The organism is Acidithiobacillus sp. 'AMD consortium', assembly GCF_008926505.1.
In the GTDB taxonomy this organism is placed as follows: domain Bacteria; phylum Pseudomonadota; class Gammaproteobacteria; order Acidithiobacillales; family Acidithiobacillaceae; genus Acidithiobacillus; species Acidithiobacillus ferridurans.
Genome location: NZ_CP044411.1, coordinates 863,660 through 881,086 on the forward strand (window position 1 = coordinate 863,660; position 17,427 = coordinate 881,086).

A 17,427-nucleotide genomic window follows, 5' to 3' on the forward strand; every position below is an offset into this window, starting at 1 on the left:
ATGTTCCCCGGACGCCAAGCAAAAATGTCGAGCGCAAAATTTACCGTATCTCGATGTAGATGTTCCGGTTCGCGGCGTGGAGCAGGTACGGCAGATCAAGGTGTTTCGTGTTTCACATGGGCGAACGATATCTTATTTATATGTTGGCATGATATACATATACTGCCACAGTATGGAGCGTGATATGGATACGGATTTGCTACCATATGCTGCATATAATAATCGGGCTATAGAGTTGTTGTCCCGTATGCAGGCCATAATCTCTGAACAAGCGAACGATGCTGTCGAGTCGTTTTATCGTTCTTTAAATGATATTCCCGAAGCGCAAAGCATCATATCCATACTCTCGGAAGATGATTTTTATTTTCTCAAACGTAAACAGGTTCAGCATCTTTTGCTGTTGTTGTCGCCTGGCACCGCAATGACGGATCAGGCTCTTTTATCGCGGTCAGCGGGATATAGGCATGCATCCATAGGCGTTGATCAGATCGTTTTAAAGAAGGCAAGCGAGCACTATTTGAAGTACTTGTTGAATTCTATAGAGAGACGTGATTTTTCTATGTTCTATCAATTGGTAACCATGCGTCTCGCATTTGATATCAAATCTCAAATAGATGGATACAAGGATTATGAGTTGTATTATATAAATGCTATAGATGGACTTGGTGTTGATTCAGAATGTATCGGTCCTGCCGCAGACGTTAATTCTTGCGCACGTAATATGGCAAGAAAAATAATGCAGATTCAGTTTGTTGAAGGAGTTGTAATCGGTAATGTCGATGGTGAGGTTGTGGATGTATTTTACCGCCTAGGGATAACCCCAGGAGTTGATCGCCATACAAGAAGAATGCGTCTGGAATTGTTAAAAATTGTTACCTCTGTTTGGGAGGACAGGAATCCTGTATATATTCAAAATGTAGAGAATTGTCCATTATTGGAGGGGCATGATATGCGTCGGTGTTTATCCGCCGGCATCCGGTCAATCGGGGTCTGGCCGTGTCAGGGGGCGGGTGGGCACGTTGAAGGTTATTTGATGATATTTTTTAAGTACCCAGGTGCCATGCATGGCGAGCAGAACATTATGTACTGGTCTACCATTTCCCAAAAAGTTGGTTCGGCGTTGGAGGCTGTAATGGCCAGGCGTATCACCTGACAGGTTCACAAAGCCAACTTCGCAGACGCCGGACGCAGAGAGAGAATCGGCCAGCCCCGCTCTTCGGCCAAGGTGCGCAGACGCGGATCAGGATCCACGGCTACTGGCCGGGTGACATATTCGAGCAGGGGCAGATCGTTATATGAGTCGCTGTAAAAGCTGCTGTCCCCGATGCTTTGATTCCAGTCCAGGCCCTGTGTCTCCAGCCAGTCGCGCAGACGTTGCACCTTGCCGGCCTGGAAACAGGGAAGGCCGATACTGCGGCCGGTAAAGTCTCCGGAGGCCGTTTCCTCAGCCTCTGTCGCCAGCAGGTGGGCGATGCCCAGTTCCCGGGCGATGGGTGCCGTCACAAAGCGATTGGTCGCAGTGATGATGACCAGGGTGTCGCCCTGCCGGCGATGATCCTCGATCAGGGCGCGGGCTTGGTCGGAGATCATGGGCAGCACCCGCTCCTGCAGATATTCCCGGTGCCAGGCATCGAGCAGCGCTCGGGGATGCGCCGCCAGAGGGGCCAACTGAAACTCCAGGAAGGCGTGAATATCCAATTCGCCCGCCAGGTATTCTGCATAGAACTGATCATTCATGCGGTGGAAGCGCTCTGTATCGACAATGCCGCGACTGGCGAGAAACTCCATCCAGGCATGGTCGGAGTCGCCGGAAAGCAGGGTGTTGTCGAGATCAAAAAGGGTGAGGGCCATGGGTTCTTCGTCCAGTCGAGGGGGCCGTAGCGAATACTCGCGAATTATACCAGAAAGTGTATTTGCGATATGCTGGCGCAGCAAATATTTCCAGTTTTTTACAGAAGGAGCCGGCGGTGGAGCGGGTCAACCATACTGACTTCGAGCGTATTCAGCAATTGCGTGCGGAATTGGTGGCGGCCAATAACGCCTACTATCGGGAAGATTCGCCGACCCTGAGTGATGCCGAGTACGATGCGCGCCTGCGCGAACTGCGCTCCCTGGAAGACCGTAACCCCCAATGGCAAAGCGCCGACTCTCCGACCCGTAGGGTCGGGGCGGCTCCGGTGGAGGTCTTTGGGGAAGTGCATTATGCCATACCCCTGACCTCTCTCGACAATGTTTTCGATCAAGACGGTTTTGGCGACTGGCTGGCGCGCGTGCAGAAGGGGCTCGGCCGCGAGGATGTTCCGCTCAGTGCTGAACCCAAGTTTGATGGCCTCTCGGTCAACATTCGTTACATCGGCGGTAAGCTGGTACAGGCTGGTACCCGCGGAGATGGCCAGACCGGTGAAGATGTCACCGCCAACGTCCGCACCATTCGCAACGTCCCCCTGCAACTGACCGGCAAGGATTGGCCGGAACTGCTGGAAGTCCGTGGAGAAGTGGTCATCCCCGTGGCCGCTTTCCGGCGTCTGAATGGCGAGCGCCTGCGCGCCGGGGATAACCCCTTCGCCAACCCCCGCAATGCGGCGGCAGGCAGTCTGCGACAACTGGATTCCAGGGTAACGGCAAAGCGCCCCCTCGCATACTTCCCCTGGGGATGGGGAGAAAGCAGCGTGCCACTGGGGACAAGCCACATCGCGGTTATGGAACGCCTTTCCGCCTGGGGCTTCGAGGTGACCTCCTACCTGCGCGGTGTTCACGAACTTACGGAATGCCAACGCTATTTCAGCGAGATGCAGAAAATACGCGAAGGCATGCCTTTTGAAATAGACGGCCTCGTGTTCAAAGTTGACGATCTGCCCGCCCGGGAACAGTTGGGCTTCACCGCCCGCGCACCGCGTTGGGCCATTGCCTATAAATTTCCGGCGCACGAAGAGCGTACCGTGGTCGAAGATATCCTGGCTTCCGTAGGGCGCACGGGCGTGATTACTCCTGTGGCTGTCTTGAAGTCCGTGCAGGTGGGCGGCGTGACCGTGAGCCGCGCCAGTTTGCATAATCAGGATGAAGTGGATCGTAAAGATATTCGCGTGGGCGACACGGTGCTGGTACGCCGCGCCGGCGACGTAATCCCGGAAGTGGTCATGGTGATCAAGGAGGAACGGCCGCCTGCGACACCACCCTGGCACATGCCGCAGCGTTGTCCGGTCTGCGACTCGGAGGTCTTGCGCCTGGCCAATGAATCGGCGCATCGTTGCATGGGCGGGCTATATTGTCCGGCACAGCGGATGGGCGCCATCCGGCACTTTGCGTCGCGTCGGGCCATGGACATCCGGGGGCTGGGCGAAAAGCTCGTACAGCAACTGGTCGGGCATGGTCTGGTGCACACCGTGGCCGATATCTACCATCTGGATGAAGCGGCTCTGTGCGGCTTGGAGCGCATGGCCAGCCGTTCGGCGCAAAAGCTCCTCGCCGAAATCGATCGCTCCCGCCATACCGCCTTGCCCCGTTTTCTCTACGCCCTGGGTATCCGTCAGGTTGGGGAGGGTACGGCCAAATCCCTGGCCATCTATTTCGGGGATCTGGACCCCCTGATGGCCGCAACGCCGGAGCTTTTGCAGAACATTCCCGATGTAGGGCCTATCGTGGCGGAATCCGTTGCCCATTTTTTCGCCCAGCCCCATAACCGCGACGTCATTGCTGCCCTGCGCACCGCGGGAGTACAGTGGGCTGTGGTCCAGCCGCAAAAAGGCGGGCGTTTTCAGGGTATGACCCTTGTGCTCACTGGAACCCTGGACAGCATGACCCGGGAAGAGGCCAAAATCGCCATAGAAAATGCGGGCGGGAAAGTCAGCAGTTCCGTGTCGGCCAAAACAAGCTATGTGGTAGTCGGCAAGGACCCAGGCAGTAAGGCCGAAAAAGCCACAAAGCTGGGTGTGAAACAGCTTACCGAGGCGCAATTTTTGGCGATGTTTTCAGAAAAGGAATGACCATGCAGCAGAACAGAACATTCCGCTTGAATGTTGTCGATGTCCATGGAGAAGTCTACACCGGTATGGCGCGTTTTGTGGCGGTACCGGCGGAACTGGGTGAGATCGGTATTCTGCCGGGGCATGCGCCCCTGCTGTCCGGGCTGCGGCCCGGCGAGTTACGCATTACCCAGCCAGACGGCCAGACGCAGATTCTTTTTCTGGAGGGTGGAATGCTGGAGATTCAACCCGATATCGTAACCATCCTCGCCGATGCCAGCCTGCGGATTGCGGATATCGATATTCACGAAAGCAGGGAACGCATCAAGGACGCACAAAGTACGCTGGCGAAACGTGCGGTTCCGGCGATGGATTTTGCCCGCGCCGAACTGGAATTGCAGCGGGAAGTGGCAAAATTGCATGCGTACCAGCGCTACCAGATACAGGAGCAACGGGGTGGCGGTACGGGCAATTATCATTGGGAGCGCCCGGCTTTGCAGAATGTGCCGAAGGTGAACGTGCAGGAACTGGAGGATTGACGGCTCCGGGCCGGGTATGGGGCCGATGGACGCCGCCGCCTATGACGCCTGGTATGATACCCCTCGCGGGCGCTGGATCGGCATGGCGGAGTTCCGCCTGCTTTCCAGGCTCCTGCAGACGCAGCCGGGGAACACACTTCTGGACGTGGGGTGTGGTACCGGCTGGTTCACCCGCCGCTTTGCCGAAGAGGGCCTCCTCGTCACTGGCCTGGATCCCAACCCGGACTGGCTTGCCTTCGCCCGCGCCAAGGGCCCCCCTGAGATCCGCTGGATAGCCGGAGATGCTCGCGCACTGTCTTTTCCCGACCGCAGTTTCGACCAGGTGGTTTCGGTTGCGGCACTGTGTTTTGTGGAAGATGAGCGGCGGGCCGTGGCCGAGATCGTGCGGGTGGCGCGCCGGCGTTTCGTCATCGGCTGGCTCAACCGGGCAAGCCTGCTTTATCGACAGAAAGGGCAGGGCGGCGGGAGCGGGGCCTACCATGGGGCGCACTGGCATCGTCCCAACGAGTTGCTCGACTTTTTCTCCGGTTTGCCGGTACGCCGACTGGCGGTGCATTCCGCCATATTTCTTCCTGCCGGGGACGGGATGGCGCGAACGCTGGAACATCTGCTGCCCCACACGCTGCCCTGGGGCGGCCTGGTAGTCATTTCGGGGGAGGCGGAATAGCCACGCCATGGGAATGGTGGCCATCGATTGGATCGCCGGCGTCTACGGGGCCGTCTGGGGGCTCTCACAACCCAGGACCGGCTATCTGACCGATCGTATCGGGCGCAAGATCCCCATTTGTCAGCGGCATTTTCCTTATGCGTCATTTCAGCCGCCCAATGGTTCAGGGGTTGTCAACGGTACGCCTTTTTTCAGAACCGCCCGCACGGCCCGCCAATCCGGCATTACCTGATCCAGAATGCGCTTGAAGCGGTCATTGTGCAGGCGCTCCAGCAGGTGCGCCATTTCGTGGACTACCAGGTATTCCAGGCATTCCTCGTCGTAATGCACCAGTTCCAGATTCAGCCAGATTCGGCGTGCCCGGATATTGCAGGTGCCCCAACGGGTTCGCATGCGCTTGATACCCCACTCAGCGACTCTGACACCCATGATGGGCTCATAATGGGCAATGAGCGCCGGGATGCGCTCTTTCAGCGTCTGCCGGTGCCAGGCTTCGATAACCCGTGCCTTGTGGTCGCGGCTCGCCCCTTCCCGCACATGGAGATCCAGGTAATGGGCCTGCTGGCAGGCGACATGGGCGGCCTGCGTCGTAGGATATACCCGCAACCGGTAACATCTGCCCAGATAATAATGGCTTTCTCCGGAGACATACTCCCGGGGCGAGAGCCGGTCCTGCTGGGCGAAGTTCTGCTGATGTTTTTTAATCCACTGCAAGCGAATCAGTACGGCGGCACGGATGGCTTCTTCACTGAGATGCCAAGGCGCCGTTACCCGGACTCTGCCCTCCGGCGGATACACCCCCAGATGCAGATTTTTGATTCGTTTCCGGACCACCTGCACGGTCAGGTCGCTGACTTCCAGCGTGTAGGCCTCAGGAATCACGCTGTTCCTTGACCAAGGCGATATTGAATCTGTAGGTATGAATACCACCCCCGAAGATCAGTAGTCATGTCGTGGCGTGTTCACCTAGTGTGCCTGAACTCATCCTGGTGATTGAGGGCTACATCCCCCATCACCATACCAACGTGCTAACGGCCATTTAAGCAGCAAACAGAATTCAACGCTACACTAGCACCATATTATTCCATGATATTCATATTATTTAGCTCCTCGGCTAGGTAATTGGAAAAACGGGCGGCAGAGACCGAAATCCCTCGGTTTTTGAGTTGCGCACATACTAATGGTACGGGGCGTATGTCCACGGCAGAAAACGGTCGATACACGATATTTTCGTTAATGCGATTTTTGGGTATCCCCGTTGAAATGACAAAGCCAATATTTTGCGTGCCGTACAGCAGGCCACGCATCACCTCATAGGAGTTGCTCTCGGCGGCGATATGAGTTTCTGATCGTCGACCGTGGAGCACGGACTCCAGCATTTCGCGTGAGGTAAGCCCCGGTGTCGGCAACACCAAAGGATACTGGATGCAATCACTCAAGCGAAGTGTACCTTGACTGGCAAGAGGGTGTGCGCGATCCATCGCCGCTACCAGAGGCTGCTCGGATATAGCAAGGTCGATGACGTCTGGGTGTCTGGGCGGTGCCACGATGACCACCAGATCGGCTTCAAATGCTAACAACGCACGAATCGCATCGCTATGTTTCGCTACGGTCACCGAGAAGGAAACCCCAGGATACTGCTCTCTGAATGTATTAATAATTCGTGGGATGAAATCGGCCGCCAATGCGGGGCTGACGGCGAGGGCAACATGGCCGCGGCGAAGTCCCTTGAGGCTATCAATTTCTGAGCGTAGGCGCTGCATGTCGGAAAGGTGCTGGCGTATATAACCCAGAAAAACTTCGCCTGCGGCCGAGAGACGCATCCCGCGCGGGTGCCGCTCGAAAATGCCAGTACCCAGTTCTTCTTCCAGATCCTGAACGCGGCGATCCAGTGCCGATGCCGTGATATGCAGCTTTTCGGCAGCGCGGCGAACCGAGCCTTCCCTGACAATCATGTCAATGTAGTTAAACAAGCGCAGGTGTTTCATGGCCAACCCCTCAAAGCGTTGCGTTTTATGTAACGCATTCACAACAAAATAACACTTTAATCATACATTGTATATGGTCAGTATGTCTTAACAGACAAGATGCACAGAATCATAAGGCGATAGCTGGTGCATCGTTTTTGGGCAGAGAATATCGGTATGCACCATTATGGTGCGGATAGAGAAAGGATACCTTACGTATCGTATAAATATACTGGTAGATCGGCATGGTATGGATATTGCGTATCTGGTAAGCAGTATAACCTCTGGAGTCTACAATGAAGAAATCAAATAAACACCCTTTAAGGCAGAGCCTATTGGTAGCAACAGGACTACTGGGCAGCTCACTTCTACCGGTCTATGCAGAAGTGGCCACCCCTACATCGCCTCCGGCCAAAAAAGTATATAAAATTAAGTCGGTTTCTAAGAATTTGTTGAGAATCGTCGAGAAGGCGGCGCTTACCCAGGTCAAACCAGTCTATGGTGCAGAAACTGCACTCATCCCCCAAAAGTTTTTGGAGGGCCAGGAGTCTACGCAGAATGCCTCGACCATTCTGAGTTTTGTGCCTGGGGTCAATGCCACCAGCACGAACCCCATTGGCGTCAAGACCCATATTTCTGTACGTGGTTTCTCTCAGACACAAGTAGGCTACACCTTTGATAATTTGCCCATAGCTGATTTGTTCAATGGCGGTTTATCCGGAGGTAATAACAATTATGCGGATTTGACGAATCTCATCCCGGTTACGCTGGGCGAAACCTCCGGCATCCGGGTGACCTATGGCACACCATCGCCAGATATCAACGCTGTCGGCGCTATTGGTGGGAATATTGATTATCTGCCAAAGATTCCGTCGGCAAAACGTTACGAGTCAGTATTTGCCGGTTATGGTTCTTTCGACACACGCAGCTATGGTGCCGAGATCAATACCGGCGCAAACCCTGGTTATGGCAACCTCCTGTTGAGATTCTCTTCGCGCCAGACTGCAGGCTACCTGGACCACAGCCCTGATCGCGAATATTCCTACTATGCGGCCTATGATTTACCGCAGATATCGCCGACCTCCAAGTGGTCAGTCATATTTTTGCTGAACAAAAACAAGGGCGCGACCGCGGCGCGAATGCCGGTTGCGCTGTTGCAGCAATATGGACCCTATTACCAGTGGCCGCTGTCCGTCACTTATGCGAATGGCACGGCGGAACATATGATGGCTATTGTGCAAAATAAAACGCTTATCTCATCTCACGCCGTTTTTGGTTTCAAGGGATTTTATGCCTTTACCAACTCCAATCGTTTGGAGTATGTGAATCCCAGTGTCAATATGCCTTATAACAGCTTTGTTACTTTTTATCTCAATCCGGCACAAACTGTCTGTCAGTATTCTGGAAATGATTTTGCAGGTAATAATTCTGCGGCATGTCAGGCGCAAACAATTAACGGGGATAATTATCACAGTTACAGCTATACCACAAATACTTTCGGGTTTAATCCTTCTGTCGAGTGGCTCAGTCATTATGTGGACTTAAAAGCCGGAGGATTAGGCGCGTTCTCTCTGTATCATTCGCGGGACTATGTTTACGGAACCCCGAATGTTCCCGAAGTGGCTGGTTACAATAACCTCTGGGATGAGCACGCATGGCGTCTGTACGGTAAGCTCTATGCGCAAGCAAAAATCAAGCTGGCGCACTCTTTGGCGATTACCCCTGGTCTGAAATATGAGACGGTGAGCACGCATATCAATGATGTGCCGGGGTACTACTACACCGTAGGTGCGAGCAGTGGCCGCTCTTACAGTGAGGTGAGTCCATACGCTGGTATCCAGTATAAGCCGATAAAAGCGGTAACTCTGTATGCCAACTATGCGGTTGGCTACAAGTATCCGAATATCACCGCATTCTATGCGGCTGACAGCAATGCTACATCGACATCGCCATCGACGCCAGTGACGATAAAACCGGAGCAAGTCAACACCTACCAGTTTGGGGCGGCTTACAAGCATGATGGCCTTGATGCGAGTATTTCTTTCTATCGCTCAGACTTCACACATACGTTCAGCTCTTACTATGATACAACAACAGGGTTGACTTATGAGTACAATATCGGTTCTTCATCGTATCAAGGTATAAACATTGCCACTGCTTACGCATTAGATAATTATATATCGATTTATGGTAACTACTCACTTCAGTCGGCACATTACACCTCAAACTCGTCAAGCGCTTATGGAGTTGCCACCAGCATTGGAGAGCCGCGGGCCAATACCCCGACTTATCTTGCGGGTGTGGGGATAGAAGGGCATTACATGGGTACGCGCGCCCGATTGTACGGCAATCTGGTCGGCCCGCAATATATTGAGGCCAGTACGGGTGCACCAACTTCTATCAGTATGCCCGCCTATGCGACCATGAACTTCAACCTTGCGCATACCTTTCGAATACATCAGTACGGGTTTAAAAATGTGACGTTCAGCTTGAGCGGGGTGAATCTCCTGAACTCCGAAGCCTCGGTGCTGGAAAAGCAGTTTCCTTATATCAATCAGCCCGGCAATTATTTAGAAGCGGAGCCGATGATGCCGCGCTCCTTCTTTGGGACGGTGAAATTAGTATTTTAAACCATGCCACCACCGGTCTATGGCTGATCCCGTGAATAGCGGCGCCGCGTTGGAGATTCACCATCTGGAAACCTTCTGGGTAGCGCCAGTCCCCGACCGGGATCGGTGCATGCATCCCGGTATGCCCTTCGTGATCTGGGTGTTGGGATCCCGCCTTGGCAGCGACGCCCGTGATCGGTGTGCCCCTTTATGGGATGGGATTGTGGAATTTTACCCTGTTCGTGTGTCGTCGGGCACGCTGATCTAGCTAGCTCCAGCCATGCTGCTATCGCTCATGGTCCGCCAGGTGCCATCATCTTCCTGGGATAGCGCGATGTACTTTAGGAAGTTAAATAACTATGGGTACGAGCATGAACATCGTCTGGCTTTATGCGTTTTCTGGGGCGATCGCGGGCATAATTTCAGGAATGCTAGGAGTTGGCGGCGGGATCGTCCTGGTCCCTATCCTGATTTTTATCTTTGGTGTTCTCGCCATACCCGAAGGCATAGCAGCGCATATGGCAATCGGAACGTCCCTGGCAACAATTATATTTACCTCAATGTCGGCAATATATGCTCAGCACAGGCGAAAAGCAATTGACTGGAATCTGGTCAGAAAGCTTGCTCCGGCGACCATTCTTGGAAGCCTCATCAGCGGTTATCTGGCAGGGCTGATTCCCGGGCTGGCATTGAAAGCAATATTTGGCGTATTTTTAGTGGCGGCGGCGGTGCAAATGTTTTTTGAATGGCGACCGGCACCTCATCGTACCCTGCCAAGCCCCTTAGCCCTTTTGGGCATCGGTACGGGTATTGGCGCGCTCTCCGCAATGTTGGGGATTGGCGGTGGCACGCTCACGGTTCCATTCTTCAATTGGTGTAATGTGGATTTGCGTCGGGCCATAGCTACATCAACGACTTTGGGGTTTGGACTGGCGATCTTTGGCACCATTGGTTTCATTGCATCCGGATTTCAACGGCCCGGGTTGCCGTCGGCCAGTTTTGGTTATGTTTCCTTGCCAGCTATGCTAGGAATAGCAAGTACTGCAGTGCTATTCGCGCCGTTTGGCGTTCATTTATCATATCGTCTTCCCGTGCGCCGACTCAAACGTATATTCGCTTTACTCCTCCTCTGCCTTGCGTTTAATATACTCCTGAATTTCATATAACTATGGCATATATGATTTGCCCATCAGCCGGAAGTAGCCTTCCCTACCACCTGAATTGTGATCTGGTAACCTGGTGGCCACTAAAGTCGACCAGGAAGAACTTACGGGTTACCTTAAACATGCTGACTAATGCGGAGAAATCCGTCTACAAGCAGATGGTGTATGACTCCGTCACGAACTGTACGCCAAACTCCCCAGCTGGTTCAAGGTACTTGCGTCCCTAGCAGCAATACTGTTTAGTTGGAAACAATCCCGGGGCATCGGTCACACGTCAATCGCAATGGATTGCCCCTATCCCTGATTAGGTATGCGCTCATTTCTCCGCGTACGCCGAGTGGCTTACGTTTGTCACGACCGGTAACGGCCGACCGGAAGCGATTGACGAGCGATCAATAGTGAACCCAACAGGTCTTTAACAGCGGCAAACCGTTGCGTTTTTTGAATACGTATCGCACCAAAAAAGAACTTTACCGAATCCAAAAATATGTCCATCATCATTATGAAAGAATTTTTTGGATGGAGGCGAAGCCTGCACTATTGTAGTGCAGTACAGCATTTCCTGCACCAAAAAAGAAGTTGCCAACTTGTGTTAGTGCGGTAACTATATGATCGTACGTGTGATATAGTCAATTGGTGCAAATGGCATGTTCTATGCTTAGTCTATGCCGGAGAGTTTTATCAATCACCTTGTGATGGAGTTTATATGACCTCGTTCAGTTATCTCGTACACCTTGCCAATTACTCAGATGGTGTTCTGTACCTGTTGATGATTCTTTTCGTGGTTGAGCTTGCCGTGATTTTCGATCGGGGCTGGTATCTTCGTAACGCCATCAGCAAAGGTAAGAAAATTCTTTGGGGAATATCCGTCCGCGGCAAGTTGAGGCGCCCCGACCTGGAAGATCTGGTGGCTTTGTCCAAGGGTCTTCCCGAAGAATCTCTGCTGGGCGTGGCGCTCCGGCATTTCAATTTGATTCATCATTACGGTAGCGCGCGTGGAGAAGCCTTCGCGAATCGTTTGGATGAAGCTATTTTTCTAATGACGCCCAATCTGGATAAGCGCCTTTGGATTTTGGACACCATCGTCACTCTGGCGCCCCTGCTGGGCCTGTTCGGAACCATACTGGGTATGTTCCACGCGTTCTCCATTCTTGCGGTGCCTGGTCATAATCCCACTTCTGTTACTGGCGGTGTTGCGGATGCGCTGATTGCCACCGCGTCTGGACTCTTTATTGCCATGATCGGCTTACTGAGTTTTAACGCATTCAACAATGCTATCGAGAAAACCATTTTCCAGCTTGAGTCGCTGAAAGTGGTGCTCATGAATCGCTTGGATGGGGCGCCCGTGGTGCTAGAGGAGACAGCAGTCAACGCCACGTCATCAATTACCGCATCTGAAATGGCCGTATGACGTTTCGGAAGATCTTTTTACTTTGGCAGGCAACGCAAGGAGTAAAGCATGTTACCCCAACGCCGGCCCCGCAAAAAAGGGCGTGTAGAAATCATCCCGATGATTGACGTTATGCTGTTTCTGTTGGTTTTTTTCATCATGATTACTTTGCAGATGATTACGGATAAGGGGTTAAAGCTAGACTTGCCCACATCCAGTGATACAAAAGTACTGCCGCATCCGCATTTCGTGCTCAATATACTGAAGGATGGCGGTGTTGTGGCGAAGGGCAAAAAAATGAGTCTGGATCAACTGCAGAGTTTCCTCGCTGGCGATGGCGATGCTAAACACACACAGGTGACGATTGCTGCCGATAAAATGGTGCCCTTCAAGGATTTTGTGCAGGTGATGGATGCATGTCAAAAAGCGGGTGTAACCAACATTGGTATTGCGGCGAAGCCAGCATGAGTATCCGTGTCTGTGCTCTGGGTGACGTGAGCGGATACCAAACGTACAGTTGGCGAGTGAGACAGTATTTGAAGATTGGGAATAGATTTGTATGACTACCACGATGCCTAGGATTGCGAATAATGCACTCATGCCGGAGCCGAAGGAACGCCATTTCAAGTATGCCGTGGGCGGTGCAGTGGTGGTTGAGGCTCTGCTCGTGCTCGGCTTGATCTGGTATGGACACAGCACGCCTCCGGTAAAGGCCGTTAAGCCCAAGGAGCACGTCATTGCGGTACAAATGGTGACTTTGCCGCAACCATCGCCGAAGGTGGTACCCAAGCCTTTACCGAAACCGGTTCCACCCAAACCAGTGGTGCATCATGTGCCTCCGCCACCGCCCCGTCCGCACCCGAAGGTGGTGATTCCGCCGAAACAACCGGCGCCAACGCCACCCGCGCCGCCGGTAAAACAGGTTACTCCTCCGAAGCCGGTGCCAATGCCGGCCCCTAAGCCGGTGGTGACTCCGCCGCCTGCGCCACCACCGATGTCAGCTCAGCAGACGGCGTCAATGATGGGGCGTTATGTTGGTATGGTACGGCCGATAATTCAGCAGAGCCTGCGTGTTCCCGCTGAGTTGCGGGCGATGGGGCTGAGTGGCAAAGCTACTGTGGAGTTCGAAATTTCTCCATCGGGTCAATTGCTTTGGGCGAAAATTATCAAGCCGAGTCCGTTAGGCGCGGTAAATCGTGCGGCACTTGCCGCGATTCAAAAGGGTGGCTTTCCACCATTTTTGAAAAAGATGCCTAAGCAGAATACGGTTTTTCAAATTGATGTAAAAGTAGGTGCTGGATCAAATTAGCGCTCTTACGAGTTAGTAGTGCTTCGGTCCAACGGGTTGTAACACTGAGGGAGAAGGGTGATGGGTGACAGACATTCAATAAGCGCCACGACAGAGGCAGAACGTACCAGCTCGGCGCCTCATGTCGCTCTGATCTGGCTCGCCGCGACCATGACCGCCTCCAGCCTGCCGGTCGGCGTCCTCATCGCCCAGTTGTTTCCTTTGGCGCCATTTCTGTGGGTTGTGCTGCTGGCGTCCACACTATTTGCCGCCGTGGGCATCCTCAGCATCCCGGGATTCCTGTATGGGATTCCGACCATGGCGGTTTCCGCACGCGTTTTTGGAAAGCCAGTCAATAAGCTGATTTCTCTAAGTAACTGGTTGTCTCAGTTGGGTTGGCAGGCCGTGGTGTTGGTACTTGTGGTGTATATCCTCCGCAGTGTTTTTGACAGCTATGGATTAGCACCTGCGAATAGCAGTATTTATTATGCCTTGGTATTGGCTATACTGGGCAATTTTGTGGTGCCCATTATCGGATATAAGGCCATCGTGACGGCGCAGACGGTGGGGGCGCTATTCCTCGCCCTGTTTGCGATAGCCATACTGGTATATCTGCATGGTGGACAGGCGCTTCCGATGCTGTCTGCCGTAGGCAACATTGACGGAATTCAAACCCTGGGTGGAATTTCATTGGCGCTCATGGGCGGCGCGTTCTCATGGACGATGTTTGCTTCGGATTATTCGCGGTATGTGCGGTGTGACACGAGCCTGGCTAAAATGGCGCTATGGCCGAGCCTCGGCGGATTTGCGGGGGGTAGCCTCATCCTCGCATTAGCCATCACGCTGTATGTGCATGGCGGTATCCAGGTAGGACCTGCAGGAATAAGTCTCACGGCGGCCGGACTGGGCACTTCGGTACTGTATTTAGGTTTTTGCACTTTTGCGATATTGGGATTGTTGGCATCCAATTTCCTGAACTCTTACAGTTCCGCTTTCAGCCTCGCGGTGGTAGTGGGTAAAGATTTGGATCGCAAGAAAGTTACGGTACTGGATGCCCTGCTGGCAACATTGGTCGGTATCTATATGCTTTTTGTAGCGCCGTCATTCTGGGAATCTTTTCAAACTTTCCTGGATTTGCTGATTATTGTTGCGGCACCGTGGACCGGTGTGATGATCATCTACGTGCTGTGGGACGTGCTCCCGGAAGCACGCGGAGGGTGGAGCAGAATGCTATATAGGCCTGCCAATGTCTGGGTGCTCGCTATAGGGATCGCAGTTACCATATTGTTCTCCAATAATCCGATTTGGGAGGGATACGGAGCGCATCTATTGCATGGTACAGATATATCTCCATTGGCGGGTGTCGCGACGACAATTGTGGCATCAATACTCTATCGGATTTTGTTTTGTCACCATACGGCTACTGACGAGATGTGGCAGGTGAGAACGTTATCCAAACCGATTGTCAGTGAGATTACCGATGAAGGCGCCAACGGGTAAAGATGATGGAAAAAATATTTAGGGCGTCGATACTTAATCCGATAGATGCCAATACCTGGAGATTTTTCCAGGATGGTGCTTTAGGTGTCGATCAGGGCATCATTATGCGTATGGGTGATTTCACTACGATGCTGAGTCAGATCGACGCTGATACGGAAGTAGAAGATCTGGATGGGGTTATCGTTCCAGGCTTTGTCGATGTCCATTTGCATTGGGTGCAACATCGTGTCAGGGGACGTTTCTCTGGCGAACTCCTGACCTGGCTGCGAGAGTATATCTGGCCAGAAGAGGCGCGCTATGTGGATACCGATTTCGCCAGGGCTGCGGCGGCGCAATTCTATGGCGATGTATTGCGTGCGGGGACCGTGATGGGCATGAGCTATTCCAGCCCGCATGCCGAGGCCACGCAGATTGCACTGACGTCGATGCGTGGCGATTGGGTCATTGGTAACGTCCTGATGGCGATTAATGCGCCCCGTACATTGACTGACTACAGCCTGCATGATCCTGACGCGTTGCGTGCGTTTATGCGCCAAACGGATATTACACACTATGCACTGACACCCCGTTTTGCACCCAATCTGACGGCAGCATCGCTGAAGGCATTGGGACAGATCGCCGCCGAGAGTCCATGTTTAATCCAGACGCATCTCGCGGAATCGGTCGCGGAGCTGCAATGGGTTAAAGAGCTGTTTCCCGACGCTGCTCACTATACTGAGGTGTATGACCGCGCGGGTCTTCTGACGCCCCGAACGATATTGGGCCACTGTATTGAGATGCGTGACGAGGAATGGCGCTGTCTTCGGGCACGCGGCTCCTGGGTGGCGCATTGTCCTACCAGTAATGAGGCGCTGGGAAACCGACGCATGCCCTTGGAGCAAGTACGTGCTTACAACATCCCCTTTGCGCTGGCGAGTGACATAGGCGGTGGTCCCAGCCATAGCATGCTACATGTTATGCAGCGATTTCTGGGCGTACATCGGGAAGCTGGCGTTTCTGTTGTGCCGCAGGAGGCCTTGTATCGTTCTACCAAGGCGGGGGCCGAATGTATGGGCAGAGGATCCATCGGCGGTGATTTGACGGTGGGGAAACGTGCCGATTTTGTGCTCCTGCCGCAAAAGCCCGCAGTGGATTCTATAGAGCACTGGTTTGAGGAATGCTTAAGTGGTAACCCCACTGATCTGGAACAGCGTCCGCTGGGGACCTGGCTCAGCGGTGCACGGGTGGCCTAGGAGATGTATATGCATAGCCTTATAAAACATACGGAGCAACACCTTTTATGGAAGCTATAACAAACACTAAGGAAATACTGACAGATTTTGTGGGGAATCTGCCCAAGATAGAGCTGCATTTGCATATTGAGGGCACTCTGGAGCCTGAATTACTTATTGCGCTGGCTCAGCGTAACGGCGTGGATATTCCCTATAAGACGATAGAGGCGGCACGGGCCGCGTATCAATTTGAGGATCTGCAAAGTTTTCTGAATATCTATTATCTGGGGGCGTCAGTATTGCGGGAAGAGCGGGACTTTTATGAACTGACCCTGGCCTATATGTCCCGCTGTAAAGCCCAGCAAATTCGTCATGTGGAACTGTTTTTTGATCCGCAGACGCATCTTGCCAATGGTGTGGCATTGGCGGCGGTGATGGGTGGCATCACCGCCGCCTTACGAGACGCCGAGCGTGACTGGCATATATCCAGCGCATTGATTCTTTGCTTTGAGCGGGATCGCGATCCGCAACCCGCGGTGGCGCTGTTGGAGCGTGCTTGTGCTTTGGGGCGCATCGCCGGCATCGGTCTCGACTCCGCTGAGTTGGGCAATCCCCCAGAAAAGTTTCAGGAAGTGTTTAAGGTGGCCAAGTCCATGGGTCTGCATCGTGTTGCCCATGCGGGGGAGGAAGGGCCGCCCTCCTATATCTGGCAGGCACTGGATGTGCTCGATGTCGAGCGCATAGATCACGGGGTTCGCTGTTTGGAGGATCCGGCACTGGTGCGTCGCTTGGTGGATGACCGAATCCCGTTGACGGTCTGTCCATTCTCCAATGTCGCGCTTAAAGTGTTTAGCCGGTTATCTGAACATAATCTGGGCCGAATGTTGAAAGCAGGTTTGTTGGCGACGATTCATTCGGACGACCCGGCGTACTTCGGCGGTTACCTAAGCGAGAACATCATCGGGACACTTTCCGATCTGGATTTAACTGCGAAAGACGCATTACTTCTTGAGCGTAACGCCGTTGAAGCGGCTTTTTGTACGGACCAACGAAAGCAATCCCTGTTCATGGATCTAGATCAGTACAGAGCATCATATCAGAACCTATTATGAAAAACTCATCAGGGAGAAA

Annotated in this window: 15 protein-coding genes; 12 read left to right on the forward strand and 3 right to left on the reverse strand. The window is 53.2% G+C overall.

All coding sequences use genetic code 11. The features are described 5' to 3' along the window. The first annotated feature begins 184 nt into the window (after positions 1–184). Positions 185–1,153, forward strand: a complete 969-nt coding sequence (locus F6A13_RS04570; protein WP_126605118.1) for a protoglobin domain-containing protein — start codon at positions 185–187, stop codon at positions 1,151–1,153. A gap of 5 nt (positions 1,154–1,158) precedes the next feature. Here F6A13_RS04570 and F6A13_RS04575 read toward each other — a convergent pair whose 3' ends face one another. Further along, positions 1,159–1,851 carry an HAD family hydrolase gene (locus tag F6A13_RS04575; protein ID WP_113527022.1) on the reverse strand — a complete coding sequence of 231 codons (693 nt, stop codon included), beginning with the start codon at positions 1,849–1,851 and terminating at the stop codon, positions 1,159–1,161. 116 nt (positions 1,852–1,967) lie between these two features. On the opposite strand from F6A13_RS04575, the gene ligA reads away from it, so the two are divergent. Genes ligA through F6A13_RS04590 form a run of 3 tightly spaced genes read left to right on the forward strand, consistent with a single transcriptional unit; the run spans position 1,968 to position 5,168 of the window. Then, entirely contained in the window at positions 1,968–3,983 is a 2,016-nt protein-coding gene (ligA, locus tag F6A13_RS04580) for an NAD-dependent DNA ligase LigA (protein ID WP_126605119.1), read from the forward strand. A gap of 2 nt (positions 3,984–3,985) precedes the next feature. Further along, the gene (atpC, locus tag F6A13_RS04585) at positions 3,986–4,501 is read left to right on the forward strand and encodes an ATP synthase F1 subunit epsilon (RefSeq protein WP_012606638.1); all 516 of its coding nucleotides are present in this window, start codon (positions 3,986–3,988) and stop codon (positions 4,499–4,501) included. Between the two features lie 16 nt (positions 4,502–4,517). Continuing rightward, positions 4,518–5,168, forward strand: coding sequence for a class I SAM-dependent methyltransferase (locus F6A13_RS04590; protein WP_126605120.1), 651 nt, complete (start codon positions 4,518–4,520; stop codon positions 5,166–5,168). Positions 5,169–5,315: 147 nt separating this feature from the next. Here F6A13_RS04590 and F6A13_RS04600 read toward each other — a convergent pair whose 3' ends face one another. After that, positions 5,316–6,050: a M48 family metallopeptidase gene (locus tag F6A13_RS04600; RefSeq protein WP_126605121.1), complete on the reverse strand. Its 735-nt coding sequence runs from the start codon at positions 6,048–6,050 to the stop codon at positions 5,316–5,318. Between the two features lie 197 nt (positions 6,051–6,247). Beyond that, positions 6,248–7,156, reverse strand: coding sequence for a LysR family transcriptional regulator (locus F6A13_RS04605; RefSeq protein WP_126605122.1), 909 nt, complete (start codon positions 7,154–7,156; stop codon positions 6,248–6,250). Between the two features lie 275 nt (positions 7,157–7,431). Here F6A13_RS04605 and F6A13_RS04610 point away from each other — a divergent pair, with 275 nt between their 5' ends. From F6A13_RS04610 to F6A13_RS04645, 8 genes are all read left to right on the forward strand, one after another. After that, positions 7,432–9,765 (forward strand): TonB-dependent receptor, encoded by a 2,334-nt coding sequence (locus tag F6A13_RS04610; RefSeq protein ID WP_126605123.1) that lies wholly within the window; start codon positions 7,432–7,434, stop codon positions 9,763–9,765. A gap of 350 nt (positions 9,766–10,115) precedes the next feature. Beyond that, entirely contained in the window at positions 10,116–10,910 is a 795-nt protein-coding gene (locus F6A13_RS04615; RefSeq protein WP_113527123.1) for a sulfite exporter TauE/SafE family protein, read from the forward strand. 703 nt (positions 10,911–11,613) lie between these two features. Then, positions 11,614–12,318: a MotA/TolQ/ExbB proton channel family protein gene (locus F6A13_RS04620; RefSeq protein WP_113527015.1), complete on the forward strand. Its 705-nt coding sequence runs from the start codon at positions 11,614–11,616 to the stop codon at positions 12,316–12,318. Between the two features lie 48 nt (positions 12,319–12,366). Further along, positions 12,367–12,765 carry an ExbD/TolR family protein gene (locus tag F6A13_RS04625; protein WP_126605125.1) on the forward strand — a complete coding sequence of 133 codons (399 nt, stop codon included), beginning with the start codon at positions 12,367–12,369 and terminating at the stop codon, positions 12,763–12,765. A 91-nt stretch (positions 12,766–12,856) separates the two neighbouring features. Next, entirely contained in the window at positions 12,857–13,606 is a 750-nt protein-coding gene (locus tag F6A13_RS04630; protein ID WP_126605126.1) for an energy transducer TonB, read from the forward strand. 60 nt (positions 13,607–13,666) lie between these two features. Beyond that, complete coding sequence (locus tag F6A13_RS04635; RefSeq protein ID WP_151528113.1) at positions 13,667–15,085, forward strand: purine-cytosine permease family protein; 1,419 nt, start codon at positions 13,667–13,669, stop codon at positions 15,083–15,085. Between the two features lie 2 nt (positions 15,086–15,087). Then, positions 15,088–16,317 carry an amidohydrolase family protein gene (locus F6A13_RS04640; RefSeq protein WP_126605127.1) on the forward strand — a complete coding sequence of 410 codons (1,230 nt, stop codon included), beginning with the start codon at positions 15,088–15,090 and terminating at the stop codon, positions 16,315–16,317. A gap of 47 nt (positions 16,318–16,364) precedes the next feature. Next, complete coding sequence (locus F6A13_RS04645) at positions 16,365–17,408, forward strand: adenosine deaminase (RefSeq protein ID WP_113527010.1); 1,044 nt, start codon at positions 16,365–16,367, stop codon at positions 17,406–17,408. Positions 17,409–17,427 lie beyond the last annotated feature (19 nt).

Excerpts from the sequence above, each read along its gene's own strand:
- F6A13_RS04620 (WP_113527015.1), top strand. The coding sequence starts at position 11,614 with ATGACCTCGTTCAGTTATCTCGTACACCTTGCCAATTACTCAGATGGT.
- F6A13_RS04590 (WP_126605120.1), top strand. The coding sequence starts at position 4,518 with ATGGGGCCGATGGACGCCGCCGCCTATGACGCCTGGTATGATACCCCT.
- F6A13_RS04625 (WP_126605125.1), top strand. The coding sequence starts at position 12,367 with ATGTTACCCCAACGCCGGCCCCGCAAAAAAGGGCGTGTAGAAATCATC.
- F6A13_RS04610 (WP_126605123.1), top strand. The coding sequence starts at position 7,432 with ATGAAGAAATCAAATAAACACCCTTTAAGGCAGAGCCTATTGGTAGCA.
- F6A13_RS04630 (WP_126605126.1), top strand. The coding sequence starts at position 12,857 with ATGACTACCACGATGCCTAGGATTGCGAATAATGCACTCATGCCGGAG.
- F6A13_RS04640 (WP_126605127.1), top strand. The coding sequence starts at position 15,088 with ATGATGGAAAAAATATTTAGGGCGTCGATACTTAATCCGATAGATGCC.
- atpC (WP_012606638.1), top strand. The coding sequence starts at position 3,986 with ATGCAGCAGAACAGAACATTCCGCTTGAATGTTGTCGATGTCCATGGA.
- F6A13_RS04605 (WP_126605122.1), bottom strand. The coding sequence starts at position 7,156 with ATGAAACACCTGCGCTTGTTTAACTACATTGACATGATTGTCAGGGAA.
- F6A13_RS04570 (WP_126605118.1), top strand. The coding sequence starts at position 185 with ATGGATACGGATTTGCTACCATATGCTGCATATAATAATCGGGCTATA.
- F6A13_RS04615 (WP_113527123.1), top strand. The coding sequence starts at position 10,116 with ATGAACATCGTCTGGCTTTATGCGTTTTCTGGGGCGATCGCGGGCATA.
- F6A13_RS04575 (WP_113527022.1), bottom strand. The coding sequence starts at position 1,851 with ATGGCCCTCACCCTTTTTGATCTCGACAACACCCTGCTTTCCGGCGAC.
- F6A13_RS04635 (WP_151528113.1), top strand. The coding sequence starts at position 13,667 with ATGGGTGACAGACATTCAATAAGCGCCACGACAGAGGCAGAACGTACC.
- F6A13_RS04645 (WP_113527010.1), top strand. The coding sequence starts at position 16,365 with ATGGAAGCTATAACAAACACTAAGGAAATACTGACAGATTTTGTGGGG.